Below are 21,004 nucleotides of genomic sequence, written 5' to 3' on the forward strand. Positions count from 1 at the left end.
CGTAGAATCTCCTCGTGGCAGGACGGATCAACGACGAGGACGTGAAGGCGGTACGGGACGCGGTCCCGATCGACGCCGTGGTGTCCGAGTACCTCCAGCTGCGCAACGCGGGCGGCGGGAACCTCAAGGGGCTGTGTCCCTTCCACGACGAGAAGTCGCCGTCCTTCCAGGTCAGCCCGAGCAAGGGTCTCTTCCACTGCTTCGGCTGCCAGGAGGGCGGCGACACCATCACGTTCGTGATGAAGGTCGACCACCTCTCCTTCTCCGAGGCGGTCGAGCGGCTCGCCGCCCAGGCCGGCATCACCCTGCGCTACGAGGAGGGCGGCTACAACCCCGCCCACCAGCGCGGTGAGCGGATCCGGCTGGTCGAGGCGCACAAGATCGCCGCCGAGTGGTACGCCGAGCAGCTCGCCGTCAGCCCCGAGGCCGAGACCGGCCGGGTCTTCCTCGCCGAGCGGGGCTTCGACCAGGCCGCCGCCGTCCACTTCGGCGTCGGCTACAGCCCGCAGGGCTGGGACCATCTCACCCGCTTCCTGCGCGGCAAGGGCTTCACCGACAAGGAACTGATCCTTTCGGGCCTGTCCCAGGAGGGCCGCCGGGGTCCCATCGACCGCTTCCGGGGTCGTCTGATGTGGCCGATCCGCGACATCGGCGGCGAGGTCGTCGGCTTCGGCGCCCGCAAACTGTACGAGGCGGACAACGGCCCCAAGTACCTCAACACCCCCGACACCGCGATCTACAGGAAGAGCCAGGTCCTCTACGGCATCGACCTGGCGAAGAAGGACATCGCCAAGGCCTCCCGGGCGGTCGTCGTCGAGGGCTACACCGACGTCATGGCCTGCCATCTCGCCGGCGTGACGACGGCCATCGCGACCTGCGGCACCGCCTTCGGCGGCGACCACATCAAGATCCTGCGTCGGCTGCTGATGGACAACGGCTCGGCCCGAGTGATCTTCACCTTCGACGGCGACGCGGCCGGCCAGAAAGCGGCCCTGCGCGCCTTCGAGGACGACCAGAAGTTCGCCGCCGAGACCTACATCGCCATCGCGCCCGACGGCATGGACCCCTGCGAGCTGCGGCTGGCCAAGGGCGACGAGGCGGTGGCCGACCTGGTCGAACCCCGCACCCCGCTCTTCGAGTTCGCGCTCCGCCAGATCGTCGTGCGGTACGACCTGGACACCCCGGCGGGCCGTGCCTCCGCCCTGGACGAGGCCGCCCCCATCGTCGCCCGCATCAAGAACAGCGGCGCCCAGCACGAGGTCGCCGTCCAGCTCGCCGGGATGCTCGGCATCCTCGACACCCAGTTCGTCGTCAAGCGGGTGGCGCAGCTGGCCCGTTGGGCCCGCGACCGCGGCGGCAAGGGCCCGGCCCCGGCGCGCGGTCCGCAGCAGCCGTACGACGCCGCCCCCCGGCCGATGTCCTCCGGCCCGGCGCTCAACCTCCGCAACCCCGTCTACGCCACCGAGCGCGAACTGCTCAAGCTCGCCCTGCAGCGCCCGGAGCTGGTCTCCCCGGCCTTCGACGCGTACGGCGTCGACGAGTTCACCGCCGCCCCCTACGCCGCCGTGCGCCAGGCCGTCATGGAGGCGGGCGGCGCCCTGTACGGCGTGCAGGACGCGCAGGACTACCTGGTCCGGGTCCGCGACGCCGCCCCCGACGACGCGGTCCGCGCGATGGTCACCGAGCTGGCGGTCGAGGCGATCATGCGCCGCACGGTCGATGAGAACTACGCCGGCGAACAGCTCGTCACCGTCCGCCGCAGGGCCGTCGAACGCCGCATCCGGGACATCCAGTCCCAGATGGCCCGACTCTCCGCGGGCGGGGATCCGGCCCAACTCGCCGCTACGCAGAACGAACTGTGGGTGCTCCAGCAGTACGACCAGGCCCTGCGGGAGCACGGAGCCGCAGCTCTGTAGCCTGCCGGGCCCGAAGCGGTCACCACGCGGTCACGGACCGGACGCAAAAAGTCACCGCACGCCCCTCGTGGCGGCGATGTGTCGTACTCCACACTGGGTTCCGGTGCCTGAGTCCTCGGAGCGCGGCCGACCCGTCCTTCACGGGTCCCCTACCCCCGCGATTCCGCTCATCGCGTACGGGACGGACAGCGGCGAGGCCGCCGACTCCGCCCTCGAAGCCGCGCTGCCGCACACCTCAGCAGCGATCATCCTGGAGGTCGCCCCCGTGCAGACCCAGACCCTCACCCAGACCGACAGCACTACGGACGACGAGTCCGACGTTCTCGTCGCGGTGCCCCCGCAGAGCCGCGTCGCGCACCACCCCGAGGCGGAGCCGGAGAGCCCGCCCACGGAGCCGCTGGAGGCCGTCGAGGCCCCGGAGCCCGTCGAACCGCCGCGCGCCCGAGCCGACACCGGCGGCCCGTCCTCGGACCTGTTCCGCCAGTACCTGCGGGAGATCGGCCGCATCCCCCTGCTCACGGCGGCGGAGGAGGTAGAGCTCGCCCGCCGGGTCGAGGCGGGCCTGTTCGCCGAGGAGAAGCTGAGCAACACGCCCGACCTGGACAGCCAGTTGGCGCTGGACCTGGACCGCCTGGTGGTCATGGGCCGGATGGCCAAGCGCCGGTTGATCGAGGCCAACCTCCGGCTGGTCGTGTCGGTGGCCAAACGCTACGTCGGCCGCGGGCTGACCATGCTGGACCTGGTCCAGGAGGGAAACCTGGGCCTGATCCGGGCGGTGGAGAAGTTCGACTACGCCCGCGGCTACAAGTTCTCCACCTACGCCACCTGGTGGATCCGCCAGGCCATGTCCCGCGCCCTCGCCGACCAGGCCCGCACGATCCGCGTCCCGGTCCATGTGGTGGAGCTGATCAACCGGGTGGTCCGGGTGCAGCGCCGGATGCTCCAGGAACGCGGCTACGAGCCGACCCCGGAGGAGGTGGCCGCCCACCTGGACCTGCCGCCCGAGCGGGTCAGTGAGGTGCTGCGCCTGGCCCAGGAGCCGGTCTCCCTGCACGCCCCGGTGGGCGAGGAGGACGACGTGGCGCTCGGTGACCTCATCGAGGACGGCGACGCGGCGAGCCCGGTGGAATCGGCGGCGTTCCTGCTGCTCAGGGAGCACCTGGAGGCGGTCCTCTCCACCCTCGGCGAGCGTGAGCGCAAGGTGGTCCAGCTCCGCTACGGCCTGGCCGACGGCCGCCCCCGCACGCTGGAGGAGATAGGCCGCATCTTCGGCGTGACCAGGGAACGCATCCGCCAGATCGAGTCGAAGACCCTCAACAAACTGAGGGACCACGCCTTCGCGGACCAGCTGAGGGGATACCTGGACTGAGTAGGGGCCGCCGCTCGGCGGCCCCTCCCGGCTAGTCCACCTCCGCGACCGCCTCCGCGAACTGCGCCTTGTACAGCCGCGCGTACGCCCCGTCCGCCGCCAACAGCTCGCCGTGCGCGCCCTGTTCGACGATCGAGCCGTTCTCCATCACCAGGATGGTGTCCGCGTCCCGGATGGTGGAAAGCCGGTGCGCGATCACGAACGACGTCCGCCCGTGCGCCAGCTTCGCCATCGCCTTCTGGATCAGCACCTCCGTACGGGTGTCGACCGACGACGTCGCCTCGTCCAGCACCAGGATCACCGGATCCGACAGGAACGCCCGGGCGATGGTGATCAGCTGCTTCTCACCCGCGCTGACCCCGGACCCCTCGTCGTCGATGACGGTGTCGTAGCCCTCGGGCAGCGTACGGACGAACCGGTCGGCGTGAGCCGCGCGCGCCGCTTCCTCGATCTCCCCCCGGGTGACCTCGCGGGTCGCGCCGTAGGCGATGTTCTCCGCGATCGTCCCGCCGAACAGCCAGGTGTCCTGCAGCACCATGCCGATCCCGGCCCGCAGTTCGTCCCGGGACATCGTCGCGATGTCCACCCCGTCCAGCGTGATCCGCCCGCCGGAGACGTCGTAGAACCGCATGAGGAGGTTGACCAGCGTGGTCTTGCCCGCGCCGGTCGGTCCCACGATCGCGACCGTCTGCCCGGGCTCCACCTTCAGCGACAGATCCTCGATGAGCGGCTTGTCGGGGTCGTACCGGAAGGACACCCCCTCCAGCGCCACCCGCCCCCGCAGTTCCTCGGGGCGCATCCCGGGCGCCGGGTCCGCCGACTGCTCCTCGGCGTCGAGGAGTTCGAAGATCCGCTCGGCGGAGGCGACCCCGGACTGCACCAGGTTCGCCATCGAGGCGACCTGTGTCAGCGGCATGGAGAACTGCCGCGAGTACTGGATGAAGGCCTGCACGTCACCGATGGACAGGGAGCCCGAGGCGACCCGGAGTCCGCCGACCACGGCCACCAGCACGTAGTTGATGTTCGAGACGAACATCATCAGCGGCTGCATGATCCCGCTGTTGAACTGCGCCTTGAACCCGGCCTCGTACAGCGCCTCGTTGTGCTCGGCGAACTGCTTCGCCGACTCCTCCTGCCGCCCGAACACCTTCACCAGCGTGTGCCCGGTGTACATCTCCTCCACGTGGGCGTTGAGCTGGCCGGTGGAGCGCCACTGCTGCACGAAGTGGGGCTGCGACCGCTTGCCGACCCGGGTCGCCACCACGAACGACACCGGCACGGTCACCAGCGCGACCAGCGCCAGGATCCAGGAGACGTAGAACATCATCGCCAGCACACCGATGATCGTCAGCACCGAGTTGATGAGCTGGCCCATCGACTGCTGGAGCGTCTGCCCGATGTTGTCGATGTCGTTCGTCGCTCGGGAGAGCACCTCACCGCGCTGCCGCTTGTCGAAGTACGACAGCGGCAGCCGCGACAGCTTCCCCTGCACGTCCTCGCGCAGCCGGAACATCGTCCGGTTCACCGCCCGGTTCACCAGCCGCGTCGCCACCGCCATCAGCAGCCCGGCCACGGTGAACACGCCCAGCGCGATCAGCAGCACATGTCCCACGGCGGTGAAGTCGATGCCCTCGCCGGGCGTGAAGTCGGTGCTGCGGAGCATGTCGGCCACGTCCCCGTCGCCGCGCTCCCGCATGCCCTCCAGGACCTGCTCCTTGGTCGCCCCGGGCTCCATCTCCCGACCCACGATGCCCGCGAAGACCAGGTCGGTGGCCCTGCCGAGGATCTTCGGCCCGACGACCGACAGACCCACGCTCACCACCACACAGAGCAGCAGCACACAGATGGTGAGCCGCTCCGGCTTGAACCGGGAGACCAGCCGCCTGCCCGACACCTTGAAGTCCAGCGAGCGGTGGTCGGGCCCGGTGCCGGCCATCATCCGCCCCATCGGCCCGGCCATCAGGCGGCCTCCGCTTCCGTCAGCTGGGAGAGCACGATCTCCCGGTAGGTCTCGTTGTCCGCCATGAGTTCGTGGTGCGTGCCGGTGCCGACGACCCGCCCCTCGTCCAGTACGACGATCCGGTCGGCGTCCCGGATGGTCGCCACCCGCTGGGCGACGATCACCACGGTCGCCTCGGCGGTCTCCTGGGCCAGCGCGGCGCGCAGGGCCGCGTCGGTGGCGTAGTCGAGGGCGGAGAAGGAGTCGTCGAAGAGATAGATCTCCGGGCGCTGCACCAGCGTGCGGGCGATGGCGAGCCGCTGCCGCTGGCCGCCGGAGACATTCGTCCCGCCCTGCGCGACGGGGGAGTCGAGGCCGTTCTCCAGCCGCTCCACGAACTCCTTGGCCTGCGCCACCTCCAGCGCGTGCCACAGCTCCTCGTCGGTGGCGTCCGGATTGCCGTAGCGAAGGTTCGTGGCCACGGTCCCGGCGAACAGATACGGCTTCTGCGGCACCAGGCCGACCGTCCTGGCCAGCACCTTCGGGTCGATGCCCGCCACGTCCTCGCCGTCCACGAGCACCTGTCCGTCGGTCGCGTCGAACAGCCGGGGCACCAGACCCAGCAGGGTGGACTTGCCGCTGCCGGTCGAGCCGATGACGGCGGTGGTCTCACCCGGCCGCGCCACCAGGTCGATGCCCTTGAGCACCGGCTCCTCGGCACCCGGGTAGCGGAACCCGGCCTGGCGGATCTCCAGATGCCCGTGCCGGCGCAGCTCGGTGACCGGGGCCACCGGCGGCACCACGCTCGACGAGGTGTCCAGCACCTCCTGGATCCGCTCGGCGCAGACCTCCGCGCGCGGCACCATCATGAACATGAAGGTGGCCATCATCACGGACATCACGATCTGCATCAGGTAGGCGAGGAACGCCGTCAGATCACCGATCTGCATCCCGCCGCTGTCGATGCGGTGCGCGCCGAACCACACCACCGCGATGGACGACAGGTTCACCACCGTCATCACGATCGGGAACATCAGCGCGAGCAGATTGCCGGTGCCCAGCGCCATGTCGGTGAGATCGGTGTTGGCCTTGCGGAAGCGCTGCTGCTCGTAGCCGTCGCGGACGAAGGCGCGGATCACCCGGTTGCCGGTGATCTGCTCGCGCAGCACCCGGTTCACCGTGTCCAGGCGCTCCTGCATGGCCCGGAACAGCGGGCGCAGCCGCCGCACGATCAAGGTCACGCAGATGCCCAGCACCGGCACCACGGCCACCAGCACCGCCGACAGCGGCACGTCCAGGCCGAGGGCCAGCACGATCCCGCCGACGCACATGATCGGCGCCGAGACCATCAGCGTGAACGTCATGAGGGCCAGCATCTGGATCTGCTGGACGTCGTTGGTCGTCCGGGTGATCAGCGAGGGCGCGCCGAAGTGACCCACCTCGCGCGCGGAGAAGGACTGCACCCGGTCGAAGACGCCGGCGCGCATGTCCCGGCCGAGCGCCGCGGCCGTCCGGGCGCCGTAGTAGACGGCCCCGATGTTGCACACGACCTGCGCCAGCGAGATGCCGATCATCAGGGCGCCGAAGGACAGGATGTAGCCCGTGTCGCCGTTGACGACACCGTTGTCGATGATGTCCGCGTTGAGGGTGGGCAGGTAGAGCGTGGCGCAGGTCTGCAGGAACTGGAGCAGCACCAGCAGCGCGATGGGTTTTCGGTAGGGCCTGAGGTAGGTCCGCAGGAGTCGTATGAGCACGCTGTGTCTCTCGGAGTCGGCGGCGGGGCGGTTGGTTGCCCCTGGCCCCTATCGTCGGACACTCCGCCCGTGTTACCTCAACTGATTAACCCAACGAGGGTGCGCTACGAGCGAAAGGCCCCCGGATGGGTCTGCTCCCGCACCGACACGAACTGCTGGCGGACCGCCTGCCCGACCGCCAGTTCGTCCCCGGGCTCCAGCACCTGGGCCGCGGCTCCCCGCCAGGCCGGCGGGGTGCGCCCGTCGAGCGTGCCCTGGGTGGCGCCGAGCGCCCAGGCCGCCTGGCGGGCGGCGCCGATCGCCGCGTAGTCCGCGGGCTGCGGTACGACGACCTGCGCGCCGAACAGCGCGGGTGCCGAGGCCTGTACCGCCGGCAGCTCGGCGGCGGCGCCCAGCAGGAAGACCCGGCGTACCTCGACGCCCCGGCCGCGCAGCACGTCGAGGGCGTCGGCGAGTCCGCACAGCATGCCCTCGAACGCCGCCCGCGCCAGGTGCTCGGGCCGCATCGCCTCGCGGCGCAGCCCGGCCAGCGTGCCGGCGGTGTGCGGCAGGTTCGGGGTGCGCTCGCCCTCCAGGTAGGGCAGCAGCACCAGTCCGTGCGCGCCCGGCGTCGACTTCATGGCCAGCTCGGACAGGCTCTCCAGATCGGGCAGACCGAGCAGCTCGGTGGTGCCGCGCAGGGTCCGTACGGCGTTGAGGGTGGTGACGACCGGGAGGTGCATTCCGGTCGCGTCGGCCAGCGCGGTGATCATCCCGGTGGGGTCGTGCAGCGCCTCGGGGTGGACGGCCATCACGGACCCGGAGGCCCCGAGCGAGACGACCGCGTCGCCGAGACCGATGCCGAGTCCGAAGGCGGCGGCCATCGTCTCGCCGGTCCCGGCGGAGATCAGCAGCCCCTCCGGCGTCGTACCGGCCGCTTCGGCGGGGCCGATCACCTCGGGCAGCATCGTCTGGTGGCCGAGGGCCAGCTCGACCAGGTCGGCGCGGTAGGCGCCGGTGGCGGCGGACCAGTAGCCGGTGCCGGACGCCCCGCCGCGGTCGGTGGTGCGGCGCACCGGGCGGCCGAGCAGCTGCCACACCAGCCAGTCGTGGGCCTGCATCAGGACGGCGGTGCGGGCGGCGGCGTCGGGCTCGTGCTTGCTGAGCCAGCGGAGCTTGGTCACCGGCTGCGCGGCCTGCGGCACAGAGCCCACGGCCTGCGCCCACGCCTCGCGCCCGCCGAGCGCGTCGATGAGATCGGCCGCGGCGACCTGGGCCCGCTTGTCCCCGCCGACCATCGCGGGCCGGGTGGTGTTGCCCTGGGAGTCGAGCGGAACCACCGCGTTCTGCTGCGAGGAGACGCCGATGGCCTGCACGCCCTCGAGCAGGCCGCCGCCGGCGGCCTCCCCGAGAGAGAGCAGCCAGGCCTGAGGATCGACGTCGGACGGCCGCCCCTCGACCGGGTGCGGCGCATACCCCTGCCTGAGCACGGCTCCGCTGTCCGCGTCACAGACGACGATTCGAGTGAACTCGGGCGAGCTGTCGAGCCCGGCGACTATCCCCATGGCGAAAATTCTATGGGTCCCGCGCCGTACCCACGCCTACGTGTTGCTGGTGCCCCAGTCGTCCGCTTCCGCCCTGCTGCCGTTGTGGTCGCGCAGGCTGCGCACACGCTGGGCCACGGACTCGGGGACGCGGTCGCCGACCTTGTCGCTGACCGCGTGGTAGGCCTTGCCCGCGTAGACCTTGCCCTGCTGCGCGGCGGTCTCGGCGGTGTTGCGCACCGCCGGGTTCTGCGCGACCTGCCGCGCCGATTTCTTCAGCTGCTCGTAGCGTTCGCGCCCGGCACGAGTGCCGAGGACGTAACCCAGAGCCAGGCCGACGACGAATGTGAGCTTGTAGCGCATGGAGGCCACCCTTCCCTCGTGTAGGTCGGTGCCGGGGGAACCGATTGGCGGAGCACCCCCCTGCTTGCGCTAATGTATGTGTCGCAGCGAGCGCCCGCCCCCTGGCGAATACCCAGGTAGGCACGTTCGATGCAACGAGGCATTCCTCCGTAGCTCAATTGGCAGAGCAGCCGGCTGTTAACCGGCAGGTTACTGGTTCGAGTCCAGTCGGGGGAGCTCGGTCCTCCGTAGCTCAATTGGCAGAGCAGCCGGCTGTTAACCGGCAGGTTACTGGTTCGAGTCCAGTCGGGGGAGCAGGTTGAACGAGGGCCCCTCAGGGGTCCTTTTTCATGTCCCGTTCCGGGCCCCGGGAACCGCGCGGGGTGCGCTGATGTCCTTCAGGGCATGCGTAGTCGACCATCCGAAGCAGGAGATCGTATGAGCGGCTATGCTGCGGCAGACGGCGCGTACACATGTACGCGACACGCCGCTATGGGGCGGTAGCTCAGCCGGTTAGAGCAGCGGACTCATAATCCGTCGGCCGTGGGTTCGAGTCCCACCCGCCCCACCACGCACCCTCCGTGCAGAAACGATGCGACCTGCGGCGCGGTTCACCGATGTCCCGAACTCACCGGAGTACCGCTGCGGTTGCCACTGCCCTGCGGCCACCCGCTGGAACCGGGGGAGGCGGTGATCACGGTCACCTTCGCGTACTCGGCGGACCTGTTCACCGTCCCGGCCGTCGAGGCGTGGGCCAGGGGTTTCACCGCTCTGCTCGGGGAGCTGCCGTAGCGTGAGAGCGTGCGCGTGCTGGTCGTCGAGGACGAGGAGCGGTTCGCGGCGGGGCTCAGGGACGGCCTGGAGGCCGAGGGCTTCGCCGTCGACGTTGCGCTGGACGGCGTCGACGGGCTGTGGCTGGCCCGCGAGAACGCCTACGACGCCATCGTCCTCGACATCATGCTGCCCCGCCTCAACGGCTACCGGGTCTGCCGCGAGTTGCGCGGCGCCGGGGACTGGACGCCGATCCTCATGCTCACCGCCAAGGAGGGCGAGTGGGACGAGATCGAGGGCCTGGACACCGGCGCCGACGACTATCTGACCAAGCCCGTCTCCTACGCCGTGCTCCTCGCCCGGCTGCGCGCCCTGCTCCGCCGCGAGGCACATCAGCGGCCCGCCGTGCTCACCGCCGGTGACCTGCGGCTCGACCCGGCCACCCGGACCGTCACGCGGGCCGGACGGGAGATCGAGATGACCGCGCGGGAGCTGGCGGTGCTGGAGTTCCTGCTGCGGCGGGCGGGCGAGGCGGTGTCCAAGCGGACCATCCTCGACCAGGTCTGGGGCGACGACTTCGAGGGCGATCCGAACATCGTCGAGGTGTACGTCCGGCGGCTGCGCAACAAGGTGGACCGGCCCTTCGGACGACGGTCGCTGCTGACCGTGCGGGGGCACGGGTACCGGCTGGTGCGGGATGACTCCGGGGACCGGTGAGCAGGCCCGGCGGCAGCTGCGGGCCGTGCGGGTGCGGGCCACCCTCATTGCCGTACTGGCGGTGGCGCTCGCGCTGATCGCCGGAGGAGTCGCACTGGTGCTCGGGCTGCGAGCCGAGCTGAGCAACGACGTCCGGGACGCGGCCCGTGAACGGGCCGGCGAGGTGGCCCGGGTGATCGAGGCGGGCCGGGGCGTGCCGACGCTGGCGGTGCACGCGGAGGACGAGGAGTTCCTCCAGGTCGTGGCGGCGGACGGGACGGTCGTCGCGGCGAGCGAGAACATCGAGGGCCGCCCGGCGCTGACCCGGCTCGCGCCCGGCGGCCGTACGACCGTGGAGACCGGCCTCGACGAGGACGCCTTCCTCGTGGTTGCGGTGGGCGCGACGGACGGCGACCGGCGGCTGACGGTCCTCGACGGCCGGGCGCCCTCCGGGGTGGCCGAGGCGACCTGGACGGTCACCAGGCTGCTGTTGATCGGCGTCCCCGTGCTGCTCGTGCTCGCCGCCGCCGCGACCTGGGCGGCCGTCGGCAGGGCGCTCGGCCGCGTGGCCCGCGCCGAGGCCGCGCAGCGCCGGTTCGTCTCCGACGCCTCCCACGAACTTCGCTCCCCGGTCGCCGCCGTACGCCAGCACGCCGAGGTGGCCCTCGCGCACCCCGACCGGGCGGACCCCTCGGCGCTGGCCGGGACGGTGCGGGAGGAGGCGGTACGGATGCAGCGTCTCGTCGACGACCTGCTACTGCTCGCCCGCGCCGACGAGAGCGCGCTGGACGCGGTACGGCGGCCGGTGGACATGGACGACCTGGTCCTGGAGGAGGTACGGCGGCTGCGCGCGGCCCCTGGACCGCGGATCGACTCCTCCGGCGTCGGCGCGGCCCGGGTGACCGGCGACGAGGAGGCGCTGCGGCGGCTGGTCCGCAACCTCGGCGAGAACGCGGCCCGGCATGCCCGCGCGAGGGTGGCGTTCGCGCTGACGGACACAGGGGACGGGCAGGTGCGGCTCACGGTGGACGACGACGGCCCCGGCGTCCCGCCCGCCGACCGCCGACGGGTCTTCGACCGTTTCGTACGGCTGGACGAGTCCCGCGCGCGGGGGGAGGGCGGGGCCGGGCTCGGCCTCGCGATCGTCGCGGAGGTGGCGTCGGCGCACCGCGGGCGGGCGGAGGCGGCGGAAGGCGGCCTCGGCGGGGCGCGGTTCGTCGTGACGCTGCCGTCGGCAGAGGACTGAGTGGGCTTCAGTGGGCGTACCAGTCGCCCGAGTTCGCCGCCTCGTCCGGGTCGAAGGACTGGTGCAGGCCGATGAGGGCAGCGATGAGCCGCGGGTCCCAGCCGTCGCGGACCCGGTACTCCTCCGCCATGCCCCGGTAGACGACATGGGCCCGGCCCGAGCCGTCCCGCCAGATCACCCGGCGGGGCGCCCGGAAGCCGCCGTCGCCGCAGTCGCCGAAGATCGAGGTGATCGCCCAGATCACGCTGAGCGGCAGCCCGAACGGCCACCACAGCAGCCACCACACCCAGCGGCCCTTGAACCCGCGCAGCACGGGCCCCGCGACCGGCTCCACGGTCCACCGGGTCCGCATCAGCGGACGGCGCAGCAGGGTGACGCGGGCGAGCGGGGTGCCGTAGGGGTCCTCGACGCGGTAGACGGCGGGGCGGCCGGTCACGCGGGAGAGCAGCTGTTCGGTCACCACGCGGGCGGACGCGGCGGCGGTGTCGTGGCCGACGGCTATGGAGAAGGCGCGGGCGGAGTCGTCGAGGGCGGGGGCAGGGACGTGGGACGGGTCGCGGTGGAGTCGCAGGCCGCCGCCGGGGTGGTCGGCGGAGCTGACGACGACCGGCGCGGGTGCGCCGTACGTCATCCGGTAGGTGGTTCGGGACTGGGTCACGCTTTCCTTCCCCCGTAGGAGAGTTGTTCGGCTGGTGATGCTCTCACCTGGGGTTTCTGACAGCGCGTTCAGGGGCGTTCAGGGGGTGTTCAGGGGTCGGGAGAGACGCTCGGCGTATCGCATGCACGGGTGGTACGTCGGTACGTCGGTGAGGAGGCCGCCATGAACACGCGGCGGAGGTTGCTGTGGCCGGGGGCTGTCGTCGGGGCCGTGGTGCTGATGGCCGGGGCCTGCTCCGGGGACGCCGGCGGATCGGAGGGGGCGGGGACGGGGGACTGCGTCCGCGTGGTCGACGAGGAGACGGGCGAGACGGGCAAGGAGTGCCTGCCGCTCGCGCCGGAGAGCGAGCGGGTCGATCTGGAGAAGCCGGTCTTCTCCGACCCCATGCGGATCACGAACCCCCTGCACCCGACGAGCGAGGTGGACCAGGTCGTCATGGGCGGCCGGGCGGACGGGGAGGTGTTCCGGACCGAGGTGAGCCTGCTGCCCGGGACGAAGACGATCAAGTGGGACGGGATGACCGTGTCGGCCCTGACCTCGCAGTACGTCGCCTACGCCGACGGCCGGATCGACGAGGTCGCCCTCGACTGGTACGCCCAGGCCGACGACGGCTCGGTCTGGTACCTCGGGGAGGACGTCTTCAACTACGACGAGGGGGTCGTGGAGAACACCGAGGGCACCTGGCAGGCGGGGCGGGACGACGCGCCCGCTGCGATGATCATGCCGGCGGCTCCGGAGAAGGGGGACGTGTACCGGCCGGAGAACCTGCCCGGGGTCGTGTTCGAGGAGGTCACGGTGAAGACCGTGGACCAGACGGTGGACGGCCCCTACGGGAAGGTCGACGGTGCGATCACCGTGACCGAGGTGCACATGGACGGCTCCACCGAGGACAAGGTCTTCGCGCCCGGGTACGGCGAGTTCTCGACTGGCACGGACCAGGGCGACCTCGAGGCGGTATCGCTGGCTGTGCCGACGGACGCGGCGCGCGGGCCGGCGCCGGCGGAACTGGGCGAGCTGGGGTCGGCGGTGCGCGGGGCGCAGGACGGTGAGGTGACGGAGGCGGACGTCCGGTCGGTGCGGGACGCCTGGAAGGCGTACCTGGCGGCCGATGAGGTTCCCGCGCTGCTGGAGCGGCAGATGAGCCGGGACGTGGAGGCGCTGGCGGGCGAGGACCCGGTCGACGCGGCGCTCCGGGCCGCGCAGAACGTGACCGATCTGCAGCTGCGGTACGAGACCGTACGGGATGTGGATCTGGAGCGGTTCACCCTGTGGGCGGGGCAGTTGGGCATCGACGCGGAGGCGGGCGAGGCCGGGGCGGTCGCCGGTGACGTGACCAGCCTCGAACTGGCCTGGCAGCGCCTGAAGGACGACTCGGCCGCGGCACAGAAGGTGACCGAGGATCTGGCGGCGGCACGCGAGGCCGCGGACCGCGAGGACACGGCGGCCGCGGGGCGGGTGGCGTCGGAGCTCACGGCGGACATCGCGAAGACGGGTGACTGACGGGGGCCCCGGGCGGGAGTCGCTGCGGGGTCTGCCAGGGCGGGGCGGTGCCGCCCTCGCGGGCGCCCGCGCTGTCGTCCCGGACTGTGAGTGTCACGGCCTCCCCGCCGTCCGGCAGGGGGCGTGGTGCTGATGGTGAGCTCCACCCGGATGACCTTGGGCCGCCGCGACGCCTTCGCCCGTGCCCGGCGCGGGCTGCCGGCACGAGGGGCGCCGGCGAGTCCGGGATGGTGGAGTCCACGCGCGCCCTTGAACACCACCGACGGATGAGAGCCGAGCGGCGTCGCCGCTCCGCCCGCCTCGCGCAGGACCTTGCCCCGGAAAATCCGAGTACCGCGGGCCGGTCAGCTCGGCCGCCCGAAGAGGCGGGACCCGCGGGAGCGTCACGTCGCGAGCGGGTCCAGCTCCAGTGGCGCGATCTTGCCCTCCAGCATCGTGCCGAGGCCCTGCACCGCGCACACGTCCGGCCGTTCGGCGATGTGCACCGGCATCCCGGTCGCCTGCCGCAGCATCTGGTCGAACCCGGGCAGCAGCGCGCTGCCGCCGACCATCATGATCCCCCGGTCCGCGAGGTCGGCGACCAGATCGGGCGGGCAGTCCCGCAGCACCTTGCCGATACCGTCGAGCACGGCGGTCAACGGGGTCTGGATGGCGTCCCGTACGGCGGCGGTATCCACCTGCACCGAGCGGGCGAGGCCGGTGGCGACGTCCCGTCCGTGGATCTCCGTCGAGGCGGGACCGTGCGGGGTGAGCCCGTTGCCGGACAGGGCGAGCTGCAGCGGCCGTACGGACTGGCTCGGCAGCATCAGCTCGTGCTGGTGGCGCAGGTGCTGCACGATCGCGTGGTCGACCGCCTCGCCGCCGACCGGGATGCGCACGGCCGTCACGATCGAGCCGAGGGAGAGGACGGCCACCTGCGTCGCGGCGGCCCCGCACACCATGATCATGCTGGCCTCGGGGCGCTCCACGGGGAGCCCGCAGCCCACCGCCGCGGCGATGAGCGTGTCCACCAGCTCCACCCGGCGCGCCCCGAGCCCGACCAGCGTCTCGATGGCCGCCCGCTGGGCCAGCGGATCGGCGTCGTGCGGGGTGCAGGCGGCGGCGCGCAGGCGGGGCTTGCGGCGCAGAGTGCGGCGGACCTTGTCGCCGAGCAGATGCCGGAGCATGCGCTGGGCCATCTCGATGTCGACCACCGTGCCGCCGGAGACGGGCCGGACCACGCGGATGTAGTCGGGCGTACGGCCCGTCATCTTCTCCGCGAACTCGCCGACCGCGATCAGCGCGCCGGTACGGGTGTTCACGGCGGCGGCGGACGGCTGGTCGACGACGAGCCCGGCCCCCTTCACGTACACCCGCGTCCTCGCCGCGCCCAGGTCGACGGCGAAGTGGCAGCGGCGCAGCTGCTCCAGACTGGCGGTCATGGCAGGTCCTCCCGAGAGCACAGACCGTGGGCCGCCGGGTGGTGGCCTCACTGGCATCGTGCGGGGGTGGGGGAGGGCGGCGCGTGTTGTGGTGGGCCGGGCGGGGCGCCGCTGAATGGGGGTTTTTGTCTGTTATGTCCGTTATAAAGGTGTGGTTAAGTCGGGCGGGAGTGGGCTGCTTCGACGAGGTGCAGGAGGCTGGGGACGAGCAGGACGTCGGGATCCGCCGCACGCAGACGACTGAGGGTCAGCTCGGTCCCGCAGCCGATGAAAGGCAGGCCGATGCCGCGGGCCGCGGTCAACTCGGCGACGGTGGAGGCGACCAGCACGCCGGCGCGCGCGAGCACCCCCGCATGGTCGAGCGCCTTGAGCAGGACATGGGGATGGGGCATGAGGGGGCCCGAGCCGAGCGTGCGGCCGTACACCCCCCACGGCACCTGGTCGTTCAGCCGGTGCTGTGTCAGATACCGCTCCATCGCGACGATCGATCGATCGCCCACCACACCGGTCGCGACCCTGGCCGTGCGCAGAGCCTTGAGAAGGTCGGCGGCGAGCGGGTGGGGCCGCCGTGCGTCCCTCGCCGCCCGGATGTCGTGCGAGTCCACCAGTGCCCGCACCTCTCGCTCCAGCTCGTGGCCCGCGAAGGCCCGCAGCAGGTCCAGGGAGCCGGCGTAGCCCTCGATGGAGTCGATCGGGCCGCCGGCCGGCAGCAGTGGCCGCCCGGCCAACGCGTCCTCGGGGTCCCGCTCCGCCACGAGCATCCGGGCGATGTCCCGGAGCACCTCCCGTTCGGTGTCCCCGGGGTAGAGCCGCGTGAACACCTCGTCGAAGCCGAGCAGCACGTAGTCCGCCGCACGGATCACCTCCGTGGCCGAGCGGTTGACGGCCGGACGCGTCGGCCCCGGCGGAACGGTCCAGCGCAGCGCGTACCCGGGCACCCTCCACCGGGCGAGCGTGTCGGTCAGTGAGTCCCGGTCCCCGCGGCGGGCCCCGGAGAACACGTCGTTCAGCATCCTCGGCAGGTCGAGTCCGGGACTGGCCGCCGCCTTGAGCGGATCGTCCACGCGCCACGCAACGGAGACACCGGGGGCGTCGGAGAGGGAGAGGTGGCGCTCTCGCAGGTCGACCTCGAAGTAGTGCCACTCGGGGAGGGGCACGGCGGCGGACTGCCGCATGGTCGGCGCGTCCGCGAGGAAGAGCGCGCCGTCCCTGTCGGACAGGACGACGACCTTGTCCGGGCTCGTGGGGCCGGGGATCCGTCCGTCGTACGGCATCCGGAAAGGCCCGCGCACCGCCCGGCCCTCCGCCGGGACGCTCGCGCGGTCGGGTGGGTCGAAGAGGCGGTACCAGCCGGTGGTGCCGTCGAGGCGGTGGAAGTCGCGCGGGTCGGCCGCCTCGCCGTCCAGGACCTCCACGTCGTGCCAGAAGTCCGACAGCGCGACGATCGCCTGCGCCTCGGAGGCGCGCAGGGCCGACCTGACCGCCCCGAAGTCCGGCCGGTCACTGGAGACCTCGCTCAGGAACCTCAGGTGCGCCTGCCAGAAGGTGACAGCGAGCCGCAAGTCGCCAAGGGCCGGAAGGTGCGCGGACAGTCCGCCCAGCGTCGCCCGGAACAGCGGGGCCCCGTCCACGTACGGCTCGACGCGCGCGGTCACACCCTGGTCGGTCTGCACCAGCTGGTACTCGCCCGGGGCGAGACCACTGGCCCGCACCAGCTCCCCGACCAGGCGACGCAGGGCCGCCATGGCCTCACTGCCGGGTCGTCCGTCCGTGAACTCGTAGCGGGCGAAGTCGTGTTGCTCGACCTCCGGCTCGTCGTCCGTGTCCTCGTCGGCCAGCAGGCGGTCCGGCTCGTCCTCGTCGAGAAGCGGGGGATCCTCCTCGGCGGGCGGCCCGTACGTGGGTTCCTCGGGGTCGGATTCCGGCGCCTGTTCCAATGCCTCGCGCAACTCATGGCCCAGAGCCAGCAGCTCGGGATTGTCGCCGCCCGACATCTCGTACTCCTCGAACACCTCCAGGGCCTCCTCCATGCGGCCCTGGCGTTGGAGGGCGATCAGGTACAGACGGCGGAAGTCCTCGCGGGAGGGGTGGGTGTGGACGAGGCCGGCGAGGTCGGTGCGCGCCTGCTCGAACTCGCCGACTTCCAGGTCGAGTTCGGCCCGGGTGGTGCACAGGGAGAGGCGGAGCTGGTGGAAGCCGGTGCGGGCGGAGGCGGCGGCGGGGCCGGGGACGTCGGCCAGTGCCTCCCCCCGCCAGAGGTTCAGCGCGCCCTGAACCGCCTCGCGGGCGGCGACGGGATCGCCCGCCGAGCGTTCCGTCTCCGCCTGGTCCACCAGCTGCTGGCAGTGGATGACGTCCACGAAGTCCACGCTGGTGTGCAGGGCGTATCCACCGGACAGGGTGGCCAGCACGCCGGGCCCCAGGGCGTTGCGCAGCCGGGACGCGTAGGTGCCGAGCAGGGCGTCGGAGCGGGAGGGGGGTTTGCGGCCCCAGATGCCCTCGGTGAGCTGCGCGTGCGTGACCTCGCGGCCGTGGTGCAGCAGCAGCATGGCCAGCATGGCCTGCTCCTGCGGGGAGCCGGTGGCCAGGGGGCGTGCTGTGGTGCGGAGGACTTGGACGGGGCCGAGGAGCCCGTAGTGCAGGGGCTCGTAGGCGGCCCGTTCCTGGGGGCGCCGCGCCTGGAGCCGGAGCAGGCGCAGGCCCTCTTGCTGCTTGGGCAGCCGGTCGTGAAGGAGAGCGCGGCACGCCGCCCCGTAGAAGTGCCCCTCGTCGACGGGGGTACCCGCCGCCACGGGCCTGCCCGCGGACAGCTGGAAGATCAGTTCCCCGAGTGCTCGCAGATCCGCCGAGTACGCGGACCGTCGTCCCGCTCCGAGCTGGAAGAGCGTGAGCTTCGCCGTGCCGTCCGGCAGGAGCATCACCCGGGTCATGCCGAGGCCGCCGTGCGCGACACCGGCGTCGTGGATCGTCGAGAGCGCGTCGGCGAGTTGACGTCCGAGTGAGACGAGGAGTGGCGTCGGCAGCCGGTATCCACCGGGCGACGCCAGGGAGTTCAGTGCGATGCCGTCGAGATGCTCCATGACGACGTACGGTTCGCCTGGCTCCGTGATCCCGTAGTCGAGGACGGCCACCACGTTCGGGTGGTGCACGGACGCCAGGATCCGGGCGTCCCGGAGGAACGCCTCGAGCCGGGCGGGGTCGCTCGGCGCCGAGTGGACCCGCACCAGCACCGGCCGCCGCAGTTCGGTGTCCTCGGCGTACCACAGGGAGCCCGGACCGAGTCGTCTCAGGAGCCGGTACCTCGTACCGATCCGCGACCGCCGTTCCTCCCGCGCCCCCACCAGCAGATCCCGAGTCTCCTCCGCCACCGTCGCGATCGGCTCGCTCCGGGGGGCCGTGACCGTGCCGGAGGACATGGGTGTCGTCGCGTGGATCTCGCCCGCCGTCACCCCCGCGCGCTCGTCGATCAGCGCTCCCAGGCGGGAGAGGAGGTCCGTCGTCCTGCGTCGGGCCGTGCGCGGCAGGCTGCGCACCAGCAACTCCCGGACGCCGGAGCGGAAGGCGTAGCTGCCGGGCGGTCCCGCCACTCCCGTGACCATGCCGCTGAGGATCACCTCCGCGAGGTGCTGCGGACGCGGCCGCCGTTCCAGCGCGGCCTGCACCAGCCGCATCACCGGCAGGTCCGGACGCCCCAGCGCGAGATGCCCGGCCAGCCGGAAGGCCTCGGGGGAGGCGGCGGCACGGAACCGCAGCACCAGCTCCTCGGCGGACAGCTCGCCGATGTCCGTACGGTCCTCGGTGTCCGCCGGCCCGCCCAACCACCCCACCGCTCCCGGGAACCGCTGACCCCCCGGCGCCGCGACCAGACCCGCCCAGTTCGCCAGCCACCGGGGGCCCGGTTCCAGGACCGGCAGTGGTACGGCGGCACCGTCGACCACGTCGTCGTACGGCGTGAAGGACAGCGCGGAGTTGGGCGCCGCCGGATGCGGCGCGGACACGAGGCCCGCGGTCGTGGGCAGTGCCGTGTCCCGCCACAGATGCTCCGGCAGCGGCTGCACGACGGCCAGCGGCATCCGGCCGGACCAGCGGCGCAGGGTGTCGTACCACCTCGCCCCGGCCGGGCCCGCGCGCCACTGCGGGCCCATGCAGTCGCTGATCAGGAGGGTGACCGTGCGGCCGTCGGCCGGGTCCGGGGTGCGCACCCTGCCGTCGGCGCCCGCGCCGTGGATCGTGACCGTGCGGAAGATGCCCGACTGGGCCAGCGTGGTGTGCAGTTCCCGGATCAGCGGACGCCAGACCGGCATCGTGGGGCCCGTGTCGTGGATCAGGGCCAGGCTGAGCCAGCGTTCCTGCGCGGGGCGCAGTACCGGCAGCCACCACTCCGGCTCCGCGCCGAGGCGGGCGATGCGGTCGGCGGTGGCGCGTTCGTCGAGTTCCAGGCGGTCGGGGGCGGCCGTACGGCGTTTGAGCGGGCGCAGGGAGCGCTGCAGGGCGAGCGGGTGGTGGAGCATCGGGGGCGCGGGGGCCAGGAGCGCGGCGTGGGGTTCGGGGGAGGGCTCGGGGGCGCGGGTGGGGAGGTGGAGCGGGGCGCGCGGGGGCCGTGGAGGTGGCGGGGTGGTTGCCGGGGGTTCCTCCCGCCGCTCCACCGGGGGCGGGTCCGGCAGTCGTACGTCGTCCCCGGCCTCCGGCGTGGGCTTCGGTGCCGCCGTGGTCCCGGTCTCCTCCGGCTGCTCCATCCGCCGTGCCAGCCACAGCAGTTCCGCCAGTTCGAGCGCGGTCGGGCGTACGCCGCCGGTCGCCTCGGCCAGTACGTCGGCCAGGCGGACCAGGGGTGGGCGGTGGCGCTCAGAAGGCATCGGTGCTCTGGGCCTCCCCCAGGTACGGCATCAGCTGCTCGGCGAGTTCGTCGAGGGAATCGGCGGCCAGGTCGGAGGAGCGGGCCAGGTAGATGGCGTTCAGGAGCTGGTCGGTGGCCAGGTCGCCGCCGCCGATCCGGGACAGGAAGCGGGTGATCAGGCGCTGGGCGTAGGCGTCGGGCTCCTCGGCGAAGTGGGCGCGGACGATGTCGGCGAGCCGGGAGTCGTCCGGCTGGCGCAGCCGCAGGGTGACGCAGCGGCGCAGGAAGGCGGGCGGGAACTCACGCTCGCCGTTGCTGGTGAGCACGACGAACGGGAAGGCGTGGCAGCGCACCCGGCCGCGCTCGACCGCGACCCGCTGGTCGGTGCCGTCGATCATCACCTGGGCGAGGGGCGTGTCCCGGGCGCCGCGGATCAGTTCGGGGATTTCGTACTGGCCCTCCTCCAGGACGTTGAGGAGGTCGTTCGGCAGGTCCAGGTCGCTCTTGTCGATCTCGTCGATGAGCAGGGCGCGGGGGCGGGTGTAGGGGAGCAGGGCGGTGCCGAGGGGGCCGAGGCGCAGGTGGTCCTCGATGCCCTCGCTTCCGGGGCCGTCGGGCACGGTGGTGTGCCGCGCCGCGTACAGGCGGGAGAGCGGGTCGTACTGGTAGAGGCCGTCGTGGAGGGTGCTGCGGCTGGTGATGTTCCAGCGCAGGACCGGGCCGAGTCGCAGTTCGCGGGCGACGGCGTAGACGAGGGAGGACTTGCCGGTGCCGGGCGGGCCCGTGACGAGCAGCGGGCGGCGCAAGTAGAGGGCCGCGTTGACGAGTTGGACCGTCTGCGGAGTGGCCTGGTAGGTCGCGGCGCGGTGGGTGCGGTCGGGGGAGACCGCGGCGGCGTCGGCCGTCTCGTGCGGCGCGTCGAGCGGTGGGCCGCCGTCGAAGGCCCGCCAGGGCGGGGGTGGCGGCAGCTCGGTGATGCCGTCGTGCGGCTCGTTGCTGCCGGTGTAGACGGGCCACAGGGGCATGGTCTCT

The 21,004-nt window shown here is 72.2% G+C and carries 14 protein-coding genes and 3 tRNA genes; 9 read left to right on the forward strand and 8 right to left on the reverse strand.

The window, feature by feature from the left end:
- Positions 1 to 14 precede the first annotated feature (14 nt).
- Together dnaG and ACWDRW_RS06560 are read left to right on the forward strand one after the other, a co-directional pair.
- Positions 15 to 1,916 carry a DNA primase gene (gene dnaG, locus ACWDRW_RS06555; protein WP_451720981.1) on the forward strand — a complete coding sequence of 634 codons (1,902 nt, stop codon included), beginning with the start codon at positions 15 to 17 and terminating at the stop codon, positions 1,914 to 1,916.
- Between the two features lie 103 nt (positions 1,917 to 2,019).
- A complete protein-coding gene (locus tag ACWDRW_RS06560) occupies positions 2,020 to 3,285 on the forward strand; it encodes an RNA polymerase sigma factor (protein WP_451720983.1) in 1,266 nt (421 codons plus the stop codon).
- A 31-nt stretch (positions 3,286 to 3,316) separates the two neighbouring features.
- On the opposite strand, the gene ACWDRW_RS06565 is transcribed toward ACWDRW_RS06560, so the two are convergent.
- From ACWDRW_RS06565 to ACWDRW_RS06580, 4 genes are all read right to left on the reverse strand, one after another.
- Positions 3,317 to 5,245 carry an ABC transporter ATP-binding protein gene (locus ACWDRW_RS06565; RefSeq protein WP_451720985.1) on the reverse strand — a complete coding sequence of 643 codons (1,929 nt, stop codon included), beginning with the start codon at positions 5,243 to 5,245 and terminating at the stop codon, positions 3,317 to 3,319.
- Positions 5,245 to 6,978, reverse strand: a complete 1,734-nt coding sequence (locus ACWDRW_RS06570; protein WP_451720987.1) for an ABC transporter ATP-binding protein — start codon at positions 6,976 to 6,978, stop codon at positions 5,245 to 5,247. Before ACWDRW_RS06570 ends, ACWDRW_RS06565 begins: the two co-directional genes overlap by 1 nt.
- 104 nt (positions 6,979 to 7,082) lie before the next feature.
- Positions 7,083 to 8,522, reverse strand: coding sequence for an FGGY family carbohydrate kinase (locus tag ACWDRW_RS06575; protein ID WP_451720989.1), 1,440 nt, complete (start codon positions 8,520 to 8,522; stop codon positions 7,083 to 7,085).
- A gap of 36 nt (positions 8,523 to 8,558) precedes the next feature.
- On the reverse strand, positions 8,559 to 8,864 hold the full coding sequence (locus ACWDRW_RS06580; protein WP_451720991.1) for a YtxH domain-containing protein: 306 nt from the start codon (positions 8,862 to 8,864) through the stop codon (positions 8,559 to 8,561).
- 143 nt (positions 8,865 to 9,007) lie between these two features.
- On the opposite strand from ACWDRW_RS06580, the gene ACWDRW_RS06585 reads away from it, so the two are divergent.
- The 6 genes from ACWDRW_RS06585 (at position 9,008) to ACWDRW_RS06610 (ending at position 11,556) form a co-directional block, all read left to right on the forward strand.
- A tRNA-Asn gene (locus tag ACWDRW_RS06585) sits at positions 9,008 to 9,080 on the forward strand.
- Between the two features lie 5 nt (positions 9,081 to 9,085).
- Positions 9,086 to 9,158 (forward strand) — tRNA-Asn (locus ACWDRW_RS06590).
- A 179-nt stretch (positions 9,159 to 9,337) separates the two neighbouring features.
- Positions 9,338 to 9,414, forward strand: a tRNA-Ile gene (locus ACWDRW_RS06595).
- 77 nt (positions 9,415 to 9,491) lie between these two features.
- A complete protein-coding gene (locus ACWDRW_RS06600) occupies positions 9,492 to 9,635 on the forward strand; it encodes a hypothetical protein (RefSeq protein WP_451720993.1) in 144 nt (47 codons plus the stop codon).
- A gap of 9 nt (positions 9,636 to 9,644) precedes the next feature.
- Positions 9,645 to 10,331: a response regulator transcription factor gene (locus ACWDRW_RS06605; protein WP_451720997.1), complete on the forward strand. Its 687-nt coding sequence runs from the start codon at positions 9,645 to 9,647 to the stop codon at positions 10,329 to 10,331.
- On the forward strand, positions 10,312 to 11,556 hold the full coding sequence (locus ACWDRW_RS06610) for a sensor histidine kinase (protein WP_451720999.1): 1,245 nt from the start codon (positions 10,312 to 10,314) through the stop codon (positions 11,554 to 11,556). Before ACWDRW_RS06605 ends, ACWDRW_RS06610 begins: the two co-directional genes overlap by 20 nt.
- Positions 11,557 to 11,563: 7 nt before the next feature.
- Here ACWDRW_RS06610 and ACWDRW_RS06615 read toward each other — a convergent pair whose 3' ends face one another.
- A complete protein-coding gene (locus ACWDRW_RS06615; protein ID WP_451721001.1) occupies positions 11,564 to 12,214 on the reverse strand; it encodes a hypothetical protein in 651 nt (216 codons plus the stop codon).
- Positions 12,215 to 12,376: 162 nt separating this feature from the next.
- Between ACWDRW_RS06615 and ACWDRW_RS06620 the strand changes: the two genes are divergently transcribed.
- Positions 12,377 to 13,714 (forward strand): hypothetical protein, encoded by a 1,338-nt coding sequence (locus ACWDRW_RS06620; protein ID WP_451721003.1) that lies wholly within the window; start codon positions 12,377 to 12,379, stop codon positions 13,712 to 13,714.
- 383 nt (positions 13,715 to 14,097) lie between these two features.
- Here ACWDRW_RS06620 and ACWDRW_RS06625 read toward each other — a convergent pair whose 3' ends face one another.
- The 3 genes from ACWDRW_RS06625 to ACWDRW_RS06635 form a co-directional block, all read right to left on the reverse strand.
- The gene (locus tag ACWDRW_RS06625) at positions 14,098 to 15,135 is read right to left on the reverse strand and encodes a rod shape-determining protein (RefSeq protein ID WP_451721005.1); all 1,038 of its coding nucleotides are present in this window, start codon (positions 15,133 to 15,135) and stop codon (positions 14,098 to 14,100) included.
- A gap of 155 nt (positions 15,136 to 15,290) precedes the next feature.
- Positions 15,291 to 19,991 (reverse strand): SAV_2336 N-terminal domain-related protein, encoded by a 4,701-nt coding sequence (locus tag ACWDRW_RS06630; protein ID WP_451721007.1) that lies wholly within the window; start codon positions 19,989 to 19,991, stop codon positions 15,291 to 15,293.
- Positions 19,981 to 20,997, reverse strand: a complete 1,017-nt coding sequence (locus tag ACWDRW_RS06635; protein WP_451721009.1) for an AAA family ATPase — start codon at positions 20,995 to 20,997, stop codon at positions 19,981 to 19,983. Before ACWDRW_RS06635 ends, ACWDRW_RS06630 begins: the two co-directional genes overlap by 11 nt.
- Positions 20,998 to 21,004 lie beyond the last annotated feature (7 nt).

The organism is Streptomyces sp. NPDC003635, assembly GCF_053587635.1.